The organism is uncultured Campylobacter sp. (genome assembly GCF_938045345.1).
Classification (GTDB): domain Bacteria; phylum Campylobacterota; class Campylobacteria; order Campylobacterales; family Campylobacteraceae; genus Campylobacter_B.
Genome location: NZ_CALIMS010000021.1, coordinates 1 through 17,800 on the forward strand (window position 1 = coordinate 1; position 17,800 = coordinate 17,800).

General features: G+C 46.8%; 15 protein-coding genes. 4 read left to right on the plus strand and 11 right to left on the minus strand.

The window, feature by feature from the left end:
• Window positions 1-270 precede the first annotated feature (270 nt).
• Window positions 271-843, plus strand: coding sequence for a hypothetical protein (locus Q0144_RS04910; protein WP_298062232.1), 573 nt, complete (start codon window positions 271-273; stop codon window positions 841-843).
• Between the two features lie 101 nt (window positions 844-944).
• Here the strand turns inward: Q0144_RS04910 and Q0144_RS04915 are convergent, their stop codons facing one another.
• From Q0144_RS04915 to Q0144_RS04935, 5 genes are all read right to left on the minus strand, one after another.
• Window positions 945-2,297 (minus strand): CAP domain-containing protein, encoded by a 1,353-nt coding sequence (locus Q0144_RS04915; protein ID WP_298062234.1) that lies wholly within the window; start codon window positions 2,295-2,297, stop codon window positions 945-947.
• Entirely contained in the window at window positions 2,272-3,855 is a 1,584-nt protein-coding gene (gene pckA, locus Q0144_RS04920) for a phosphoenolpyruvate carboxykinase (ATP) (RefSeq protein WP_298062236.1), read from the minus strand. Before pckA ends, Q0144_RS04915 begins: the two co-directional genes overlap by 26 nt.
• A 131-nt stretch (window positions 3,856-3,986) precedes the next feature.
• The gene (locus tag Q0144_RS04925; RefSeq protein WP_298062238.1) at window positions 3,987-5,810 is read right to left on the minus strand and encodes a biotin/lipoyl-containing protein; all 1,824 of its coding nucleotides are present in this window, start codon (window positions 5,808-5,810) and stop codon (window positions 3,987-3,989) included.
• Window positions 5,811-5,851: 41 nt separating this feature from the next.
• Entirely contained in the window at window positions 5,852-7,213 is a 1,362-nt protein-coding gene (locus Q0144_RS04930; RefSeq protein ID WP_298062240.1) for a TRAP transporter large permease subunit, read from the minus strand.
• A gap of 93 nt (window positions 7,214-7,306) precedes the next feature.
• Window positions 7,307-7,876 carry a TRAP transporter small permease subunit gene (locus Q0144_RS04935; protein WP_298062243.1) on the minus strand — a complete coding sequence of 190 codons (570 nt, stop codon included), beginning with the start codon at window positions 7,874-7,876 and terminating at the stop codon, window positions 7,307-7,309.
• A 96-nt stretch (window positions 7,877-7,972) separates the two neighbouring features.
• Between Q0144_RS04935 and Q0144_RS04940 the strand changes: the two genes are divergently transcribed.
• A complete protein-coding gene (locus tag Q0144_RS04940; RefSeq protein ID WP_298062246.1) occupies window positions 7,973-8,584 on the plus strand; it encodes a disulfide bond formation protein B in 612 nt (203 codons plus the stop codon).
• 17 nt (window positions 8,585-8,601) lie between these two features.
• Here the strand turns inward: Q0144_RS04940 and Q0144_RS04945 are convergent, their stop codons facing one another.
• Both Q0144_RS04945 and Q0144_RS04950 read right to left on the minus strand, forming a co-directional pair.
• Window positions 8,602-8,997: a prepilin-type N-terminal cleavage/methylation domain-containing protein gene (locus Q0144_RS04945; protein ID WP_297894317.1), complete on the minus strand. Its 396-nt coding sequence runs from the start codon at window positions 8,995-8,997 to the stop codon at window positions 8,602-8,604.
• 63 nt (window positions 8,998-9,060) lie between these two features.
• Window positions 9,061-9,834, minus strand: a complete 774-nt coding sequence (locus tag Q0144_RS04950; RefSeq protein ID WP_298062248.1) for a 3'(2'),5'-bisphosphate nucleotidase CysQ — start codon at window positions 9,832-9,834, stop codon at window positions 9,061-9,063.
• Between the two features lie 151 nt (window positions 9,835-9,985).
• Here Q0144_RS04950 and Q0144_RS04955 point away from each other — a divergent pair, with 151 nt between their 5' ends.
• A complete protein-coding gene (locus tag Q0144_RS04955; RefSeq protein WP_298062250.1) occupies window positions 9,986-10,672 on the plus strand; it encodes a SapC family protein in 687 nt (228 codons plus the stop codon).
• A gap of 614 nt (window positions 10,673-11,286) precedes the next feature.
• Here Q0144_RS04955 and Q0144_RS04960 read toward each other — a convergent pair.
• The 4 genes from Q0144_RS04960 to folE form a co-directional block, all read right to left on the minus strand.
• Window positions 11,287-12,075 carry a transporter substrate-binding domain-containing protein gene (locus tag Q0144_RS04960; protein WP_297882471.1) on the minus strand — a complete coding sequence of 263 codons (789 nt, stop codon included), beginning with the start codon at window positions 12,073-12,075 and terminating at the stop codon, window positions 11,287-11,289.
• A 410-nt stretch (window positions 12,076-12,485) separates the two neighbouring features.
• Window positions 12,486-13,487 carry an iron-sulfur cluster assembly scaffold protein gene (locus Q0144_RS04965; protein ID WP_298062252.1) on the minus strand — a complete coding sequence of 334 codons (1,002 nt, stop codon included), beginning with the start codon at window positions 13,485-13,487 and terminating at the stop codon, window positions 12,486-12,488.
• A 3-nt stretch (window positions 13,488-13,490) separates the two neighbouring features.
• On the minus strand, window positions 13,491-14,690 hold the full coding sequence (locus tag Q0144_RS04970; protein WP_298062254.1) for a NifS family cysteine desulfurase: 1,200 nt from the start codon (window positions 14,688-14,690) through the stop codon (window positions 13,491-13,493).
• Window positions 14,691-14,801: 111 nt separating this feature from the next.
• Complete coding sequence (gene folE, locus Q0144_RS04975; protein WP_297918758.1) at window positions 14,802-15,386, minus strand: GTP cyclohydrolase I FolE; 585 nt, start codon at window positions 15,384-15,386, stop codon at window positions 14,802-14,804.
• A 187-nt stretch (window positions 15,387-15,573) separates the two neighbouring features.
• On the opposite strand from folE, the gene Q0144_RS04980 reads away from it, so the two are divergent.
• Window positions 15,574-17,724 (plus strand): TonB-dependent siderophore receptor, encoded by a 2,151-nt coding sequence (locus Q0144_RS04980; RefSeq protein ID WP_298062256.1) that lies wholly within the window; start codon window positions 15,574-15,576, stop codon window positions 17,722-17,724.
• Window positions 17,725-17,800 lie beyond the last annotated feature (76 nt).

The following is a 17,800-nucleotide window of genomic DNA, read 5'->3' on the forward strand; positions in this document are numbered from 1 at the left end:
TAAATAACGCCGAAGCGATCGCGGTGCACGGCGATAAATTTGAAATTTTAGGGCGGTAAATTTAGGCGCGCGGCGTTCTAAAAGCGCGTTAAATTTAGAAAAACGGCGTATGAAATTTTACGCGCTAAAGCCTGCGTAAAATTTTAAAATTTAAAAACGGCGGCGGCTGAAAGGCGAGCCGAAAATGCGGCGACAGCAGGCTAAATTTAACCGCCGTGAACGCTAAATTTAAAAGCAAAAGCGAGCAAATTTTAAGCTTAAGGAGCGCTTATGGATTACTTTAAACCATTTTTCATAAAAATCGCAGGGGGCGCCAGAGATGACGATCACACGAGCGCGCACGACGAGGTGGTGACGCCCCTGCTTGCTGGTGCGCTGGAAGCATACGTTTACCGCGGACTTAGCCATGAGACGCAAAGCATAAACAGGGCGGGCGAGCTCATCAGCGTCGTGCACGAGCCGTTTGTTTTGGCGAGCTTCAACTTTCTCGTGCGCGAGCGGGGCAAATTTCGCCTCGATCTCTCGCGCGAATGCGTAAACGGCGCCGAGATCTTTTGGAACGCTTGCAGTTTTAGGCGCGGCTCGGTCGTTGTTTTGCTTGATGGCGAGTTTGATCTGGCGCCTATTTTGCGCCGCTGCGCCGAGATAAGCATAGACGAGACGCCAAATATGGGCAACAGCCCCGCGGCGACCAAGCTTGCCAAGCGTGCCATGAGCGAAGGGCGGATCGCAGTGCTTTTTAGCGCATCAAATGGGATAGGGTGGATGGATATCTACGCTCCTGAGGCGGTACAGGCTAAAATTTTAAAACTTGCGGATGAGATAAACGGGGATGAAATTTAAAATTTAAAAGCAGGTCTTTGCATTAAATTTTACGCCAGATAGGCATTATGTACCCATGTGTGCGCAGACAAAAACAGAGGTCGCGAAAATAAGTTTCGCACCTATCGCCCTCTTCTTCTTGCCAAAAGATAAAACAAAATGATCGCCGCCAAAACCACCGCGATTGCGGCGTAAATTTTACCCATGCCGCCGTAGCTTTTGGAGTCGTCGCTTAAATACAGGTTTATTATCGCGCCGTTATCAGTCGAAATTTCAAGCTTTGCGCCCTTTGCGCCGTTTAGCTTTACGCGCAGCATATTCGCCGCAGGGCTTGAAATTTCGGGCTTATCCATAAAAGAGTAGCTGGTTTTGTAGCTTTTCATCAAATCGTTGCAGTCTTTCGGGGTTACGAATATGTCGTAAAACGCGCCGTTTTTCACGCTCAAATTTTCTCCGCCTTGCACGACGAAGTATCTAAATTTAGGCGCCTGCGTGATAAACTCCCACCGCAGCGTCTTTTGCTTCCCGCCCTGCTCGTAATTAAACTCCGCGCCGTATTTGGTGTCAAATTTAAAAACCTCTCTGCTGAAAAGTACGAACTGCCTATCGCTTAAAATGGCGTTAGGATCGGAGTTTTTGTCTAAAATTTTAACGTTTTGAAGCTCTCTGCCGCCTTCGTAAATTTTAAAACTTTTCATCGCTACGGGCGGCTGGGCGGAATTAAATTCCACGCTTACGGGATTTGCGGTGATTTTACACTCTGGCATGGGGTCTGGAATTTCGTTGCTGAAAAATGCGAGCGCGGGCTCGTCGTTCGGGTAATAGACATAGGGGCGCGAGTTTAGCGCGGTGGCGCCTTTGAACTTATCCTCCCTCATCCGTAGCGTTTCATTTTTACACATCCCCAGTAGAAATTTACCGCTTCCTTCGTCGTTTAAATTCCGCAAACAAAAGGCATTGAGGCGCGAATTTCCCATCTCAAAAACGTAGCTACTTTTTTTGCCGTGCTCAAAATAGCCGATGCCGATCTCATCCGAGGCGAAATCCAAAAATGCAAATCTATGGTAAATCGCGCTTAAAAGCCCGTCGATCGCGCTTTTTAGATCGCTTGAGTTATAGGATAAATTTTCACTCACGACGGCATTATAGCCTGCGTAAAAAGCGCGCTTTGACGGATTTTCGCCCGTAAAATTCGGTCTGCCCTGGGTCTCGTCGTGCGACATCGCCTCGTTTGCGACGACATATTTTGCGTGATTAAGCGCGGAGATATTTAAAATTTCATTCTGCGCAAAGTAGTTTAACCCCGATTTTGCGCGCACATTGTTGATGTAGCTTAGCGGATCGTCGTAAAAGGAAAAGCCGCTCATCGCAACGAGCGGCTGTTTTAAATTTGAAGGGGTGTTTTCGCATGCGGCAAAAAGCGCGCAAATCGCCCCGAGGCCCAGGAGCCTAAGCCGTAGGGCCCGCTTTAGCAAACTCGACCCCTTCTTTTACGTCCTCGTAGCGTTTAAAATTCTCTTCAAACATCTTTGCTAGCTTATCTCGCGTGATCTTATATTCCGCCGGGTGCGTCCACGTATTGATAGGATTTAACAGCTTCGTCTCGACGCCTGCTAGCTCTTTTGGGATCGCAAGGTTAAATTTTTCAAAATTTTCAAATTCGCACTTTTTGATGCTGCCGTCAAGGATCGCGTTTATGCATGCGCGAGTGGCTTTTATACTCATTCGCTTGCCTACGCCGTACGCGCCGCCGCTCCAGCCTGTGTTTACGAGATAGACGCTAACATTATGCTTATCGATCTTTTCGCCTAGCAGCTTAGCGTAAACGGTCGGATGCAGCGGCATAAACGGCTCGCCAAAGCACGCGCTAAATGTCGCCACGGGCTCGGTGATACCGCGCTCGGTGCCTGCGACTTTGGCCGTATAGCCGCTTAGGAAATAATACATCGCCTGCTCTTTGGTTAGCTTTGCGACCGGAGGCAAAACGCCGAATGCGTCGGCTGTTAGGAAGATGATATTTTTCGGATGGCCGCCCGCAGAGCTTGGCTCATAGTTATCGATATGATAGATCGGGTAGCTGACGCGGGTGTTTTCGGTCTTGCTGCCGTCTTTGTAGTCCACGACGCCAGCCTCATTGGCGACCACGTTTTCAAGTAGCGCGTCGCGTTTGATCGCCGCGTAAATTTCAGGCTCGCTGCTCGGATCTAAATTTATGCACTTCGCGTAGCAGCCGCCCTCGAAGTTAAATATCCCCTCATCGTCCCAGCCGTGCTCGTCGTCGCCGATTAGCTTGCGGTTTGGATCGGTCGAGAGCGTCGTTTTGCCCGTGCCGCTTAGACCGAAAAATAGCGCCGTGTCGCCATCCTTGCCCACGTTTGCCGAGCAGTGCATCGACATCTTGCCCGCAAGCGGCAACCAGTAGTTCATCATCGAAAAAATGCCCTTTTTCATCTCGCCGCCGTACCACGTACCGCCGATAACCGCGACGTTTTCCTCGACGTTAAAGATAACGAAAACGTCGGAATGCAGCCCGTCGCTGGCGTAGTCCTCGTTTTTGCATTTACAAGCGTTGTAAACGACGAAATCCGGATGAAATTCCGCTAGCTCGCTCTTGCTTGGGCGGATGAACATATTTTTAACAAAATGCGCCTGCCACGCGACTTCGGTTACGAAGCGAACCGATTTTTTGCTCTTTTCGCTCGCGCCGCAAAATGCATCTTGGATAAAGATTTCCTTACCGCTTAGTTGGGCTTTGGCTTTAGCTAAAAGCTTATCGAAAAGCTCTTTTGAGATAGGCTGATTTATCTTGCCCCAGGCGATGTATTTTTGGCTCGGATCTTGTTTTACGAAGTACTTATCCTTGGGGCTGCGACCCGTAAAGATGCCAGTATCGACCATAAAGGTACCGTTGCTTGACACGCGCCCTTCATTCATCGCCTTTTCAAGCTCGAAAAGCTCGTCGTAGCTTAGGTTGTAGTTGATTTTTTTGATATTTTTAAGACCTAGTTTATCCAGATCGTTCGGAGTTGTCATTTTGCGTCCTTTTTAAATTAAATTTTGATAAAAGATTGCGCTATTATAGCTTAAAATTTAGGTGAGCTCGCTTAAGCACCGAGGATGGTCGCCATGAAATTTAGGCGGGAGTGCCGCCTAAATTTTAGAGCTTATCTTAAAATCGCGAGCACTTGATCAGCATCGACCGTATCGCCCTGGGCAACTAAAATTTTATCGATTATGCCATCACGCGGGCTTTCGATATTTATCTCCATCTTCATCGCTTCAAGAACGATGACATTCTGCCCCGCCTTAACAGCGTCGCCTTCCTTTATTAAAATTTTAAATACGTTGCTAGGAAGCGTCGCTTTTATATCGTTGTCGTCCGTACCGCTTGCCTTGCTTTCAGGAGCGGTTTGCACTTGCGGCTTTGCGGGCGCTGAGGTATCGAAGCTGACGTCGTATCGATCGCCGTTTACGAGCACGTTTTGCCCAGCGAATTCTACGCTGTAAATTTTGCCGTTAATCTTAACGTCAAATTTACCGTTTTTAGAAATACCGCTTTGATGACTTGCGGCGGGTGCTACGTCCTCTTTTTTGCGGCTCATGAGCTTGCCCTCGCCTTTTAAAAACGCGATACCCTTTTCTTTGCACGCAAGCGCGATAAATATGTTCTCCTCGCTAGGCTCAATGCCCTGCTCGCGTAGAATCTTCTGCGCATACGCGACGCTCTTGCTATCGTCGGCATCGGCTATATCTACGGCGTGTTTAGTCGTAGGCTGTAGTCCCAGCTGCTCGGCGGTGAGCTTAATCACGCCGTCATCCGGCTTAACGGGCGTTTTGCCGAAATAACCTAACACCATCTTGCCGTAGCCCTCGGCGATCTTTTTCCACGGGCCGAACATTACGTTGTTAAACGCCTGCTGGAAATAAAACTGGCTAACCGGCGTTACGCTCGTGCCGAAGCCGCCCTTTTCGACGACTTCGCGCATAGCCTTGATGACGGCTGGGAATTTGTCTAAAATTTTATTATCGCGCATCATCTGAGTGTTTGCCGTAAGCGCGCCTCCGGGCATCGGCGAAAACGGAATGAGTGGGCTTACCTGCGTAGCTTCTGGCGGCATGAAGTAATCCTTCAAGCACTCGCCCAAAACCTCTTCGTATTTTAAAATTTTCTCTGCATCCAGTCCCAGGTCGAAATTTTGCCCCTTCGTCGCGTGCAACAACGTAAGAATGTCCGGCTGGCTAGTGCCGCCGCTTACGGGATGCGCGGCAAGGTCGATGCCGTCTACGCCCGCAACGAGCGCAGCCTGATAGCACGCGACGCTAACGCCCGCCGTCTCGTGAGTGTGCAGGCGGATATGCACGCCGTCGCTTAAAATTTTACGCGCGCGCTTGATCGTCTCATAGACCTTCTGCGGGCTACTGGTGCCGCTTGCGTCTTTGAAGCAGACGCTGTCAAACGGGATCTGCGCGTCTAAAATTTGACGCAGAATCCTCTCGTAAAACGCCGCATCGTGCGCACCGCTACATCCAGGCGGTAGATCCATCATCGTAACCACGACTTCGTGTTTAAGGCCGTGACGATGTATGCACTCGCCGCTAAATTTTAAATTTTCCACGTCGTTTAGCGCGTCGAAATTTCGAATCGTCGTCGTGCCATGCTTGGCAAAAAGCTTAGCGTGCAGATCGATGATCTCGCGGCTGCCGGTATCGAGCGTGACGGTATTTACGCCGCGGCTAAGGGTTTGCAGGTTCGCCTCAGGCCCCACGATGCTTCTAAATTTATCCATCATCTCAAAGGCGTCTTCGTTTAGGTAAAAATACAGGCTCTGAAACCGCGCGCCGCCGCCGAACTCAAAGTGCGTGATGCCCGCGTCTTTGGCCGCGCTAACGGCAGGCAAAAAGTCCGCCATCGCCACGCGCGCGCCAAAAACCGACTGAAATCCGTCGCGAAAGGTCGTATCCATAACGTCGATAAGCTTTTTAGCCATTTTTAGCTCCTAGGTTAAATTTAGCGTGAATTTTAATATTTCTAGCCTAAAAAAGCTTTTAAACCAAAAACCCCCGGAAAGATTGCGAGCGTTAATAGCACTAGAATTTGCAATAAAATAAAAGGTAGCACGCCCTTGTAAATATCCGTGGTATGGATTTGCGGCGGCGTCACGCCCTTTAAGAAAAATATCGAAAATCCAAATGGCGGCGTCATAAACGACGTTTGTAAATTTACAGCGATTAAGATCGCAAACCACACGGGATTGATATGCAAAGACTCTACTATCGGCAAAAGTATCGGTAAAATGATATATGAAATTTCGACATAATCGAGAAAAAACCCAAGCACTATGATAACTACCATCGTAAGCGCGATAAATCCCCATGCTTGACCAGGCAGATTTTCCATAAAATTTTTTACGACCTCATCTCCGCCCGTGTAAGAAAAAATCATCGAAAATGCCGTGGCGCCCATCAAAATCATAAAAACCATGCCCGAAATTTTAGCGGTATTTTTTAGCGCGTCATAGATCAGCCTAAACGAAAACGTGCGGTACAAAACAGCTAGCGCTATCGCACCCAAGCAGCCTACCGACGAGCTCTCCGTAGGCGTAGCGATGCCCGCAAAAATAGATCCTAAGACGAGCAAAATCAGCACGAGCACTGGCACGACGTTTTTAAGCGCGATAAAAATTTGCTTTGATTTGCTAAGCCCCTCTAGCGGCGGAACAGGCGGTGCATAATCTTTGCAAATATATGAAATAATCGCAATATAAATCACGTAAAAACCCACTAGCACGAGCCCAGGAATAACTGCTGCAGAAAAAAGATCACCCACAGAAACCGAAAGTATATCGCCTAAAATAATCAGCACGATAGAAGGCGGGATAATCTGCCCAAGCGTGCCCGCAGCAGCGATAGTGCCGGTAGCCAGTGGCTTATCATAGCCGTATTTCATCATCACGGGCAGACTGATAACGCCCATAGCGATGACAGTCGCGCCCACTATGCCCGTCGTAGCCGCAAGTAGCGCGCCCACCAAAACGGTGCTGATCGCCACGCCGCCTCGTACACCGCCGAATAAAAATGCCATCGACTCTAATAAGCGCTCCGCAAGGCGAGTCTTTTGCAAAATCATACCCATCAAAATAAAAAGCGGCACCGAGATTAACAGCTGATTTTCCATAATCGAGTAAATTCTATTAGGCATCAGTGAAAAAAACTGCCTGCTCATATCCTCGAAAGCTTCAGTTAAAATTTCAAAGCCCTGCGCGTAATCCCACGCCTCACTAAGTCCGTAGATAAAGCCGAAAATAACCGCTACAGCACCAAATGTAAACGCAACGGGAAAACCCAGTAAAAGCATAAAAAGCGCTACCGCAAACATCACTATGCCTATCATAGCTCGCCACCTTTTATCTCGCCGTGGCAAAATTCCGCCCAAGCGCGAAAAGTGTGAAATTTATAGAATTTTAAATTTAAGCTCATTCTGCCCTCACACACTCTGTGCGCCCGAAGAATTCCCACTAAGAAATTCCGAGCCTTTGTTTTCCCTAACATCAAGCAGGGCGTTAATATTTTTAATCAAAAATCCAAATGCGTAGATAAATAAAAACGCATAGCTAAGCGTGATTGCGGACTTGATGATCCAAAGATGCTGCATACCGCCGGGATTAGCACTGGCCTCATGGCTCGTATAAGCCTCGCTCACGTAATCGATCGAAAAAAACGCCACGAGCGCTACGAAAGGCAAAATGAAAAATATCGTGCCTAAGATATTTATGAGCGCTTTTGCAGTGGGATTAAATTTTTCGTAAAAAATATCCACGCGAACGTGTGCGTTTTCTTTAAGCGCATAGGTCACACCGAATAAAAACATCGCCGAATATAGCCACCATGTAAGTTCTTGCATAGCGACGGAATTTGCGGTGGGAAAAAGATAGCGCGCCACAACATTGTAAAAAACGACTATAACTAAAAGCGCCAAAAATACGATACTTAATACGCCTAAGATATTTGCGAACGCATCAAAAGCTCTTTCTAATCTGCGTAAAAAACTCTTCAAAATTTTACCCTTTGCTTGAAATTTTTGCTATAAAAGCTGGGATTTTAGCAAAAATATCTGCAATTTATTATAAAATTATGCGCAGAAAGGATTTTTATGATTTTAAAATTTCAAAACAAATACTCTAAAAAATTTCTCGCCTTTTGCGCTATTTGGGCGCTTTTTTGGCTAGCATTTTCATATTTTTTCTTGCAAAAATTCCTTTTTATCTATCCGGAAAGCTTTAGTATTCACGTTAGATTCGCACTTTGCGCCATAGCGCTAGGAACGGTGATTTTAGCGGTTTGCGGCAAGAGCGTTTACGGCGCGATCTACGGATATGCGGTGTGGTTTTACGGCGCGGCGCTGGGATTCGCCTCGTCGTTAAATTTAGTCAAAATCCGCGTCGTATTGCGCGAAGACGGCGAAATGGGAGGGATAAGCGGCTGCGGCGGAGCGGTGAAATTTTTAAATTTCGATCTAAGCGCGGTGCCGATTTTTAAGCCATTTAACAGCTGCGCATTCGATGTACCGGCGGTGCCGACCAATATAACGCTAGACGGACTGCAAGCCAAACTAACGGCGCTTTATAGCGGAGGTTGGTATCTATTCCCGGCAAGTAAAAGCGTGGATCTGGCGCAATTTTGGAGTTTTATCTTTATATTTTTCGCAATTATTTGGACGATTGGAATTTTTCTTGGGTTTTTGAATAAGAAGGCGCAGAGGTAGCCTCTGCGCCAAAGAAGTTACTGTGTAATAATTAGCAAAGCATCAGACGAATATACAGTATTTATATTCTTTAGTCCCGGCATCTCCCATACGTGAGCACATAGGCCATCTGTACTCTTTTTAAGAGTAACCTTATTTTTGCTATCGACAGTGTATGTAGCACAAACCTTATTCTTTGCGGTAATAGGATTTTTAACATTCGTCATGTTATTAAAACCTGTCGTGCTATTATCATACTCGCCTTGCGAAGTATAATAAGCCATTAGATCAGTCAGTGATGTAGATACGTTCTGCGCTGCTCTAACGACTTCCGCATCGTCGCGCGTAGCTGCTAGTTTTGGAATGGCAATTGCCGCCAAAACACCTAAAATCACGATCACGAAAATTAATTCGATCATAGTAAAGCCCTTCATGTTTTTATCCTTTGATAAAAAATTTTTGGACTTATATTATAGAGTGTTTACTATAAATTTAACTTAAAAGTTCTTTGCGAATTCTAACATTTCAGATAAATTTTTTATCGCATTCGCGCCGACCGCCACATAATGGTTATTTATCAGGCTTTTTCCGTTATAAAGCGGCGCCTTCATCGTCTTTAGATCCACTACCGCTCCGCCGCTTTGATGCAGCAAAAAATCTCCCGCGGCGATGTCCCAAAGCGAGCAGTCGCTAAATCTCGCATACGCGCTGGCACCCCCCTCAGCTAAGATGCAAAATTTTATCGCAGAGCCTTTGCGCACGAGCTGCATTTTAAATTTTTGCGCAAATTGCGGATATTTTTCGGATTTGCTATGTCGGCCGTGCATGAAGATTTGCGGCGCGCTAGTGGGACGAGCGAGCAGCACGCCATTTTTATAAACTCCGCCGCCGTTTGAGCTGTATACGTCGCCGCTTACAGGCACGCTGATCGTCGCTAAAATCGGGCGCCCATGCTCGATCAGCGCGATGCAGACGCAAAACTCGCCGTTGCGCGCGATAAACTCCTTCGTGCCGTCCAGCGGATCTATCAGCCAAAATCTCTCCTCGTTCATGCGCCGCTTGCTATCCAGCACGCACTCTTCCGAGCAGATTGCGATGCCGCTAGGCTCTAGGGTGCGCATTATCGCATCGTTTGCCGCAAGATCGGCATTCGTAAGCGGCGATCTGTCCGCTTTAACAAAGACATCGAATTTGTCGTAATTTTGCATTATTGCGGCGTTTGCCTTTTTTGCGGCGTCCGTCGCGAGCATTAAAAGCTCGTTTAAATCCATCTGCACCCCTTTAAATTTAAGGTAATTTTACTAAATTTAAAATTTTAATAGTCTAAATTTACGCAAATAAAAAAACAGGCAAAATTTCAAAACCCTTTAGAATTTTAATATTCTTTTTTATATAATTGCTAAAATTTTTTAAAGGATCAACATGACCCCAGTCGTATTAGATAGCGTTAAACACGCGGATTTGAAATATCACGCAGACGCATTTCCCACCGCGCCTTTCGTACCGGTGATCGCGCCGGAGATCCCGTTTTGCGCGGACAACCTCGTTATCGTATTTACCATTGAAAAAGAACCCAAAATGGTGGCGCTGCTAGGGCGCACCAAAAACGTTCTAATCGATAAGGATTATAAAGGAACGGTGCCTTCTTCGGTGCAGAATTATCCGTTTTTCCTAGCCCAGATCGGCGAGCAGACGGCGATCTGCTTCGACAAAGACGCACAGCAGATCAAAGGCGACGGTGAGGCGCTTTTTAAAGACGGCAAGCCGACGCCGTTTTTGGAAAATTTAAAAGAGGTGATGAAAAATTACGCCGATTTAGATATGCGCACGCGCGTTGCGGCGGCGGAATTCCAAAAGGCGGGGATTTTAGAGGCCAAGGAGCTCGGCATCAACTCTAGCGGCAAGGAATCGTCTCTGCTAAACGGCTTTTCGGTCGTAAATCGCGAAAAGCTTTTGAAGCTAAGCGATAAAAAGCTTGCGGATTTTGCGCGCCGCGGATATCTGGAGCTAGCGTATTTCCATCTAAAAAGCCTTGCAAATTTTCAGCGCCTAGGCGATAAGATCATGCAGCTCGATCCGCCGATTACGCCGAAAGAAGCGAAAAAATAGGCGTTTTGCTTCTTGAATAGCTCGAAATCCTTAAAATTTTTATGATTTGACGTCGCGGAATTTAATTCCTAAAAGCAATATTGTGCAAAATTGTCGCAAGTATTTTACGGCGCAAGTTGTTTTTATAAATACCCAATTAAGCTTATCTAGTAGAATAAGCCTTAGAGCCTAAATGATTTTATTTGTAGCTAAGATTAAACGTACTGCGAGTCTGATCGTATAATTTTGCCATAAAAATTTTATGGCAAAATTTATCACCCTGCGCACGCAGGATTTTACACATAAAATTTCAAGCCCAAATTTTTGCATAAAATTCTATTAAATTCTTAATTTCTTTCAAGTAGATAAATTTATAAAATTTAAAATATGCATAACAAAAAATATTTTATGCATCAAAAAAATGAAATTTTGCAAGTTTACCTAAAAATTCTATGAATAGTAAAATTTAAATAACCCCCCCCATAAAAATTACATGCCTCAAAACACAGGCAAGTAAAATCAAGACCGAATTCTAAAAGCAAATTAAGCCCGCAACGTATTTTTTAACTCCGTCATTACAATGAATCGAATTTTACGCGGGAATCAAACGCACGAATTAAATTCTGCACGAAATTTTATTCAACCAAGAATTCCTTCTTATCGATCGTGCCATGATAAAAAATCCCGAGCGTATCATCAAAGGTCTTATCCAAAAATCCATCTTTTTTTAGTCCTGCTAAAGATGTATTGATTAGCTCTAGCAGTGCATTATTGCCCTTCTGCACGGCGATTGCGTTGTAAGTTTGCTTACCTAGACCATCCAAAGCAACCTGCGTTTTATTATCGATGATCGCGTATGCATGCAGGATTAGATTATCATCGACGTGCACGGCATTTTTCGCCCTTTTGAAAGCGCGGTAACATTTAGCCGAACTGGCGCAAAAGTTTAAATTCTTTCTGAAGCCCGCTTTGCGTAAGAAATTGTGAATAGGAGAGTGTTTGATGACGAAAATCCTCTTTTTGCGGAGTTGATCGAAGCTCGTGATATTTTCGTCTTTTTTGGCTAGCACACCTACCTGCACCTTAAAATAAGGCTCCGAAAAATCTACTTTTTTCGCTCGCGTGGGCGTAGGAGTAAAGGTCGCAATCACCATATCCGCTTCATTGCGCTGTAAAGCGCTAATGCGTCTTGAAGCCGTGATCGGGATAAATTTTACCTTGCCAGGATTATCGCCGAAAATCTCCTTACCGAGCTTTTCGCCAAGAGCAATCTCAAATCCCCTATATTTGCCGTCTACGAGCGCACTAAACGGCGGCTGATCGTTATATACACCGATGCGAACGAGCCTATCTTTTTTGATCTGGTCCAAAGAATTTGCAGATAGAAAACCAAGTAGCAGAGCCGCCAAAACAAATACTTTCATTTGCTCCCCTTTTAGTTGAAATAAGGCGCAATTATAATAAAAAGAAATTATAGCCAGCTAAAATTCTGCGATTTATGGCGCATTTTCATCTAAATTTATGAAAAGATGAAATTTGCGGAGAAATTCTATGTCCAATTTACAAACGAAATCTCATAAAAAACTTACACGAGCGAAATAAGGCGTTTTTAACTAAATTTATAGACAAAATTTTACGGATGGACTTCACGTTAAAAAACCTTAGCGAAATTTGCGATATTCTTAAAAGTAAACGGCGAAATTCTACGCAGATTTAGCGTCTAATTGCGAATTTAGCTAAGGGGCGAAATTTAGCACTGCATCAATTATACAGAAGCCAAGCTCTTAAAATTTCGTAAAGACCAAGCCAAGATGAAACGTAGCGACCGATAAGCCTAGATCGGCATTACGCGGATGTTTGGGCTAAGGTTTTCTTGCAAGACGTTTTCTATCGCATACAGCGTACCGCTCGCACCGCTGGCGCAGCCGCTACAAGCGCCTAAGTAGCGGATGTAGATATCGGTTTTGCCGTCGTCTGCAGGCCTGATGTCGATGACGTCGAGATTACCGCCATCCATCTGGAGCATCGGGCGGATATCCTCGTCAAGCACCCCTTCGACCGCTTTAAATTTACCGATCAAATTTAACTGCTCAAAGCTCATCTCGGCTCCCACTTTCACGTTATTAGCGGCACTCGCCTCGGCTTGAGCTTGAAGCCTCTCTCGCTCCATCTCCTCTCTGGTTTGCTTTAAAATATCGACCAAATAGTAATCCTTCTCCTCGTGTCCGCCCGGGCGCACGCAGGATTTACAAAACGCACCTGCTTTGGTGTATTGCGTGATCTCTTCAACCGTATGAAGATCGTTTAATCGGATCACCTCTTTGATCGTGCCGAGGCTCACGCGCGCGCAGTCGCACACGATGATCTCGTCCTCGAAATGCGCGGGATCGACGCCCTTATAATTCGCAGCGGCCTGCTTGATGACGTCGTATGCCATTACAGAGCAGTGCATCTTTTGCGGCGGCACGGCGGGCTCATCGGGATTGTCGCGCATCGCGTGCTCTACGTCTAAATTTGTAATCTTTACCGCTTGATCGACGGTCTTTCCGATACAAAGCTCAGCCATCGTATCCGAACTCGCAATCGCCGTGCCGCAGCCGAAGCTTTTAAATTTAGCGTCTAAAATTCTATCGGTCTTAGGATCGATCAACCAATACAGCCGCACCGCATCGCCGCAACTCTCGGCGCCGAAGTCCGCGACCACGAGCTTGCCGCCTCTAGCCTTTGCCTCCTCCTCGGTGATCTCGCCCATATAGCGAGGATTATTCATGCGATCCTGCACTTTTTGCGAGTATTGCTCCCAGATCGAGCCGTTTATCAAACTGTTTTTTGCCATTTTTTATCCTTTATTTTTCTCATAACCTTGCGGCGCGTAAGCAAATGTGCTTGAAATCCCGCGCAGACGGGCGATAGCTTTACCTATATGCTCGATCGCGTAATCGATCTCCGCCTCCGTCGTAAAGCGCGACAGTGAAAGCCTTAGCGCCGTATGCGCCAGCTCCTTATCCGCGCCGATCGCTTCCATTATCGGGTTATTCTCAAGCGCCTCGCTCGCACATGCAGAGCCAGTAGAAGCGGCTATGCCCGCTTTATTTAGATCCCACAGCATCGCCTCTCCTTCGACGCCTTGGATAGAGGCGAGGATGGTGTTTGGCACGCGAATGCTGCGATCACCCACGACGCTGACGTTTGAAATTTGCAAAAGCGCATCCTCCAGCTTATCGCGAAGTCTACTTACCTGAGTGCGCTCAAAATCCATAAATTTATTTGCTAGCTCCAAAGCCTTACCGAGCCCCACGATGCCTGCGACGTTTAGCGTGCCGCTGCGGCGTCCGCCCATGTGTTCTCCGCCGTGAAGCAGGCTCGTAAGCGGCTTGCTATCTTTAATGTAGAGCGCGCCGACACCCTTTGGAGCGTGAAATTTATGCCCGGAAAGGCTTAAAAAATCCACGTCGGCATCGCGCACGTTTACCTTTATCTTACCTATCGCTTGCACCGCGTCGGCATGATATAGCGCGCCATGCTCGTGTGCGATTTGTGCGATTTTTTTTACGGGGAAGATCGTGCCGGTTTCGTTATTTGCCCACATCACGCTAACGAGCGCAGTTTTGTCGTCGATCTTTTCGCTAAGCTCGTCAAGATCGATTAGTCCGTCTTTATCGACGCCGAGGCGAGTGATCTTTACGCCGCAAATTTTTTCTAAAAAAGCACAGGTCGCGCTGATTGCAGGGTGCTCAACGGAGCTTATGATGATATTATCCTTCTCGCCGGTTAGAATTTTATCGTAGTAAATTCCTTTTAAAACCCAGTTATTGCTCTCGGTCGCACAGCTTGTGATGACGATATCGTCCGCATCCGCAGCGCCGAGTCCCGCATAGAGCCTATCCATCGCGGCTCTTAGCGCGGGGTGAGTCTCGCTGCCGAAGCTGTGAAGGGAGTTTGGATTGCCGTATTTATCGCAAAAAAACGGCTTCATCTCCTCGAAAACCTCGGGATCGACCATCGTAGTGGCGTTATTATCCAAATAAACGCGCTGCATAAAATTCCTTTCTAAAATTTGTCTGAAATTTAATCAGACAATTTCGCTCTTTTATCAATTTCGCACGATAATATAACATAATTGCTAAATTTTTCTTTAACGCTTGCCGTTTTAAAAACCGAAAGTTTTCGGAGAATTTATTAGATCGAAAAATTCCTTACGCGTGTCGTTTCGGCTGATAAAAAGCCCTCGCAGTGCCGACGTAGTCGTGGTCGAGTTGATCTTTTGCACGCCGCGCATCTCCATGCACATATGCCGCGCCTGCAGCACCACGCCCACGCCGAGCGGATGGATCACCTCTTGGATAGCGCTTGCGATCTGTTCGGTAAGCTGCTCTTGGATCTGCAGCCTGCGCGCGAAAATATTTACCATACGCGGAATTTTACTGAGCCCCACGACCTTTTTATTCGGAATATACGCGACGTGCGCGCGCCCTATAATCGGCAGCAGATGGTGCTCGCAGAGACTATAAAATTCTATATCTTTTATCAAAACCATCTCATTGTTGCTACTCTCAAACAGCGCGTCGTTTAAAATTTCTTTTGGATCCAGCTCGTAGCCGCTAGTTAGAAACTCATAGGCTTTAGCTACGCGCTCGGGCGTCTTTGCAAGCCCGTCGCGTTTCGGATCCTCGCCTAAAATTTCAAGCATCTGCGACACGCAGTTTTCAAATTTAGCTCGGCTTTTTTCGTCCATTTTTAGCAATTCCTTAAAGATCGATGCGCGATATTACTCAAAAACCCCTTTTATAACGCTGATAAATTTTAAAATTTCGCGCGAAATTTTATCAATCTCATTATGTTAATGATAATATATTTAAATTTAAGAAATTTTTGTTTAAAATCCGCCGTTTCGATAAGCTTTATCTACAAGGAGTTCGGTAATGAAATTTAAGATGAGTTTTGGTGCGGCTTTGGCGCTTTTTTCCTTTGCTTGCGCCGAACAAAACGCCGCGGCAAGCTCCGCCTCGGGCGAAAACCTAGGCGATATCGAGGTCGTAGAATGGGCGAATAACGACGACGGCTACCGTGCCGTACGCAGCGAGATCGGCAAGACGACTAAGAGAATTTTAGAAATTCCGCAGACCGTAAATGTCGTAACGCAGCAGCATCTAAAGGACAAAAAGCCAGAGACCCTAGCCGAATCGCTGCAAAACGTAAGCGGCATAAGCTATGCAAATACGACGGGAAATATTTTCGATGCGATCATCAAGCGTGGCTTCGGCGAGGGTCGCGACGGCTCGATTATGCGCAACGGCGTGCCGGGCGCCGTGATGCACAACTATAATAAAACTATTCAATCCGTCGAGGTTCTAAAAGGGCCCGCGAGCATGCTCTACGGCGCGCAGCAACCGGGCGGCGTCATAAACATGGTAACCAAAAAGCCGCAGTATGAGTTTATAAATGAAATTTGGGGCGGGCTGGGCAATCGCAACTATTGGGACGCGGGATTTGATACTACAGGACCGATCGCAGACAGCGGCTTTGCGTATAGATTTATATTCGATTACTACGCGAAGGATTATTGGCGAAATTTCGGCGGTATAAAAAACACGCTCTTTGCGCCGTCGCTTGCGTATCAAGGAGACGATTATTCGATAAGCTTAGGCTACACCCATAGCCGCTCTACCGATCCGGTGGATCGCGGCGCATTTTTGGTGCCGAGTACGGGTAAAATTTACGGCAGTGGTAAAGTCCGCTTCGACGAGCCGGTAAATAAACTACAAAGCAAACTCGATACGGTTGATTTCGGCTTTGAGAAGGAATTTAACGAGGATTGGATATTAAAAGGCGCCTACGCTTTCTCGCGCAGCAAGCACGAATACGGCTACGTCCGTCCGAACAATCCATTCACGCCCCAAGGCCTTATCGGCACGACGCGATCGTATAACTACTACGATAATTTCATACACCGCACGCACGCAGCAAGCGTCACGCTAAACGGCAAATTTGAAACGGGCCCGCTTAAGTACGACATTCTTTTCGGCACGGATTACAAAAACTACTACAGATACCGCCCAGGCGCGCTAAAAGGCACCGCAGGACGCATCAATATGCTTACCGGGCAGACCGCTTCGGGTGCCGTCTTAACGAACGATAGAGAGCCAAAAATACAATATCAAAAGCTAAGAACGATCGGGCTTTACACCCAAGATAATATAAATTTAACCGACGAGTTGATACTTTCTTTGGGCGTGCGTAGGGAATTTTACGATCAAGTAGCCAAGCAAAGCTGGCAAGGACCGAACAACACCGATCAGAAAAAGGCCGCTACGACCTATCAGGGCGGGCTTTTGTACCTGTTAAGCCCGCAGTGGTCGGTATATACTAACTACGCGCAAAGCTTCACGCCGCAGATGTCCATAGGCGAGGCGATAGGCGGCGATCTAAAGCCGGAGGAAGGCAAATCCGTGGAGCTCGGCACTAAATTTCAAAACGATCGCGTCACTGCAGGCGCGGCGGTGTTTAATATCGATAAAAAAAACATCCTGCGGACGGTAAATAATATAAGCGAGACGATCGGCAAGGCTCGCTCGCGAGGATTTGAGCTCGATATAAACGGGCGCGTGACGCAGGGGCTTAGCATGTCGGCAAGCTACGCATACACCAAAACGAGGGTGCGCGAGGACGACGGCGCTTTTGCGGTGCTAATCGGCAAACCGCTGGAAGCGACGCCGAAGCACCAAGCAAGCCTATTTGCCAACTACGATTTCGCACATCTAGGCGCAAAGGGGCTTAGGCTCGGCGGCGGCGCGCGATACTTCGGTTCGTGGTACACCTACTATATGCGCACGAACCTACCGAGCGTGCCCGCAGGAACGGCATTTAAGCTGCCTCACGCCGTAGTTTATGACGCCTTCGTGAGCTACGATACTAAAATTTCGGGCTATGATACGAATTTTTCGTTCAACGTCAAAAATTTGACCGACAAAAAATACTATACCTCATCCTCGACTGGCACAACCACAAGCGTGATACCTATTCAAATGGGCTACGCGCGGCAGTTTATGTTTAACGTATCGGTAAAATTTTAGCCTCAAGCCCGCTTTAAATTTCAAGGCGGGCTTTTAAAAATTTTAAAATTTAAAAGCCGCGAGCCGCTTAGGCTCG

Excerpts from the sequence above, each read along its gene's own strand:
- Q0144_RS04910 (WP_298062232.1), top strand. The coding sequence starts at position 271 with ATGGATTACTTTAAACCATTTTTCATAAAAATCGCAGGGGGCGCCAGA.
- pckA (WP_298062236.1), bottom strand. The coding sequence starts at position 3,855 with ATGACAACTCCGAACGATCTGGATAAACTAGGTCTTAAAAATATCAAA.
- Q0144_RS04925 (WP_298062238.1), bottom strand. The coding sequence starts at position 5,810 with ATGGCTAAAAAGCTTATCGACGTTATGGATACGACCTTTCGCGACGGA.
- Q0144_RS04930 (WP_298062240.1), bottom strand. The coding sequence starts at position 7,213 with ATGATAGGCATAGTGATGTTTGCGGTAGCGCTTTTTATGCTTTTACTG.
- Q0144_RS04940 (WP_298062246.1), top strand. The coding sequence starts at position 7,973 with ATGATTTTAAAATTTCAAAACAAATACTCTAAAAAATTTCTCGCCTTT.
- Q0144_RS04945 (WP_297894317.1), bottom strand. The coding sequence starts at position 8,997 with ATGAAGGGCTTTACTATGATCGAATTAATTTTCGTGATCGTGATTTTA.
- Q0144_RS04950 (WP_298062248.1), bottom strand. The coding sequence starts at position 9,834 with ATGGATTTAAACGAGCTTTTAATGCTCGCGACGGACGCCGCAAAAAAG.
- Q0144_RS04955 (WP_298062250.1), top strand. The coding sequence starts at position 9,986 with ATGACCCCAGTCGTATTAGATAGCGTTAAACACGCGGATTTGAAATAT.
- Q0144_RS04960 (WP_297882471.1), bottom strand. The coding sequence starts at position 12,075 with ATGAAAGTATTTGTTTTGGCGGCTCTGCTACTTGGTTTTCTATCTGCA.
- Q0144_RS04965 (WP_298062252.1), bottom strand. The coding sequence starts at position 13,487 with ATGGCAAAAAACAGTTTGATAAACGGCTCGATCTGGGAGCAATACTCG.
- Q0144_RS04970 (WP_298062254.1), bottom strand. The coding sequence starts at position 14,690 with ATGCAGCGCGTTTATTTGGATAATAACGCCACTACGATGGTCGATCCC.
- folE (WP_297918758.1), bottom strand. The coding sequence starts at position 15,386 with ATGGACGAAAAAAGCCGAGCTAAATTTGAAAACTGCGTGTCGCAGATG.
- Q0144_RS04980 (WP_298062256.1), top strand. The coding sequence starts at position 15,574 with ATGAAATTTAAGATGAGTTTTGGTGCGGCTTTGGCGCTTTTTTCCTTT.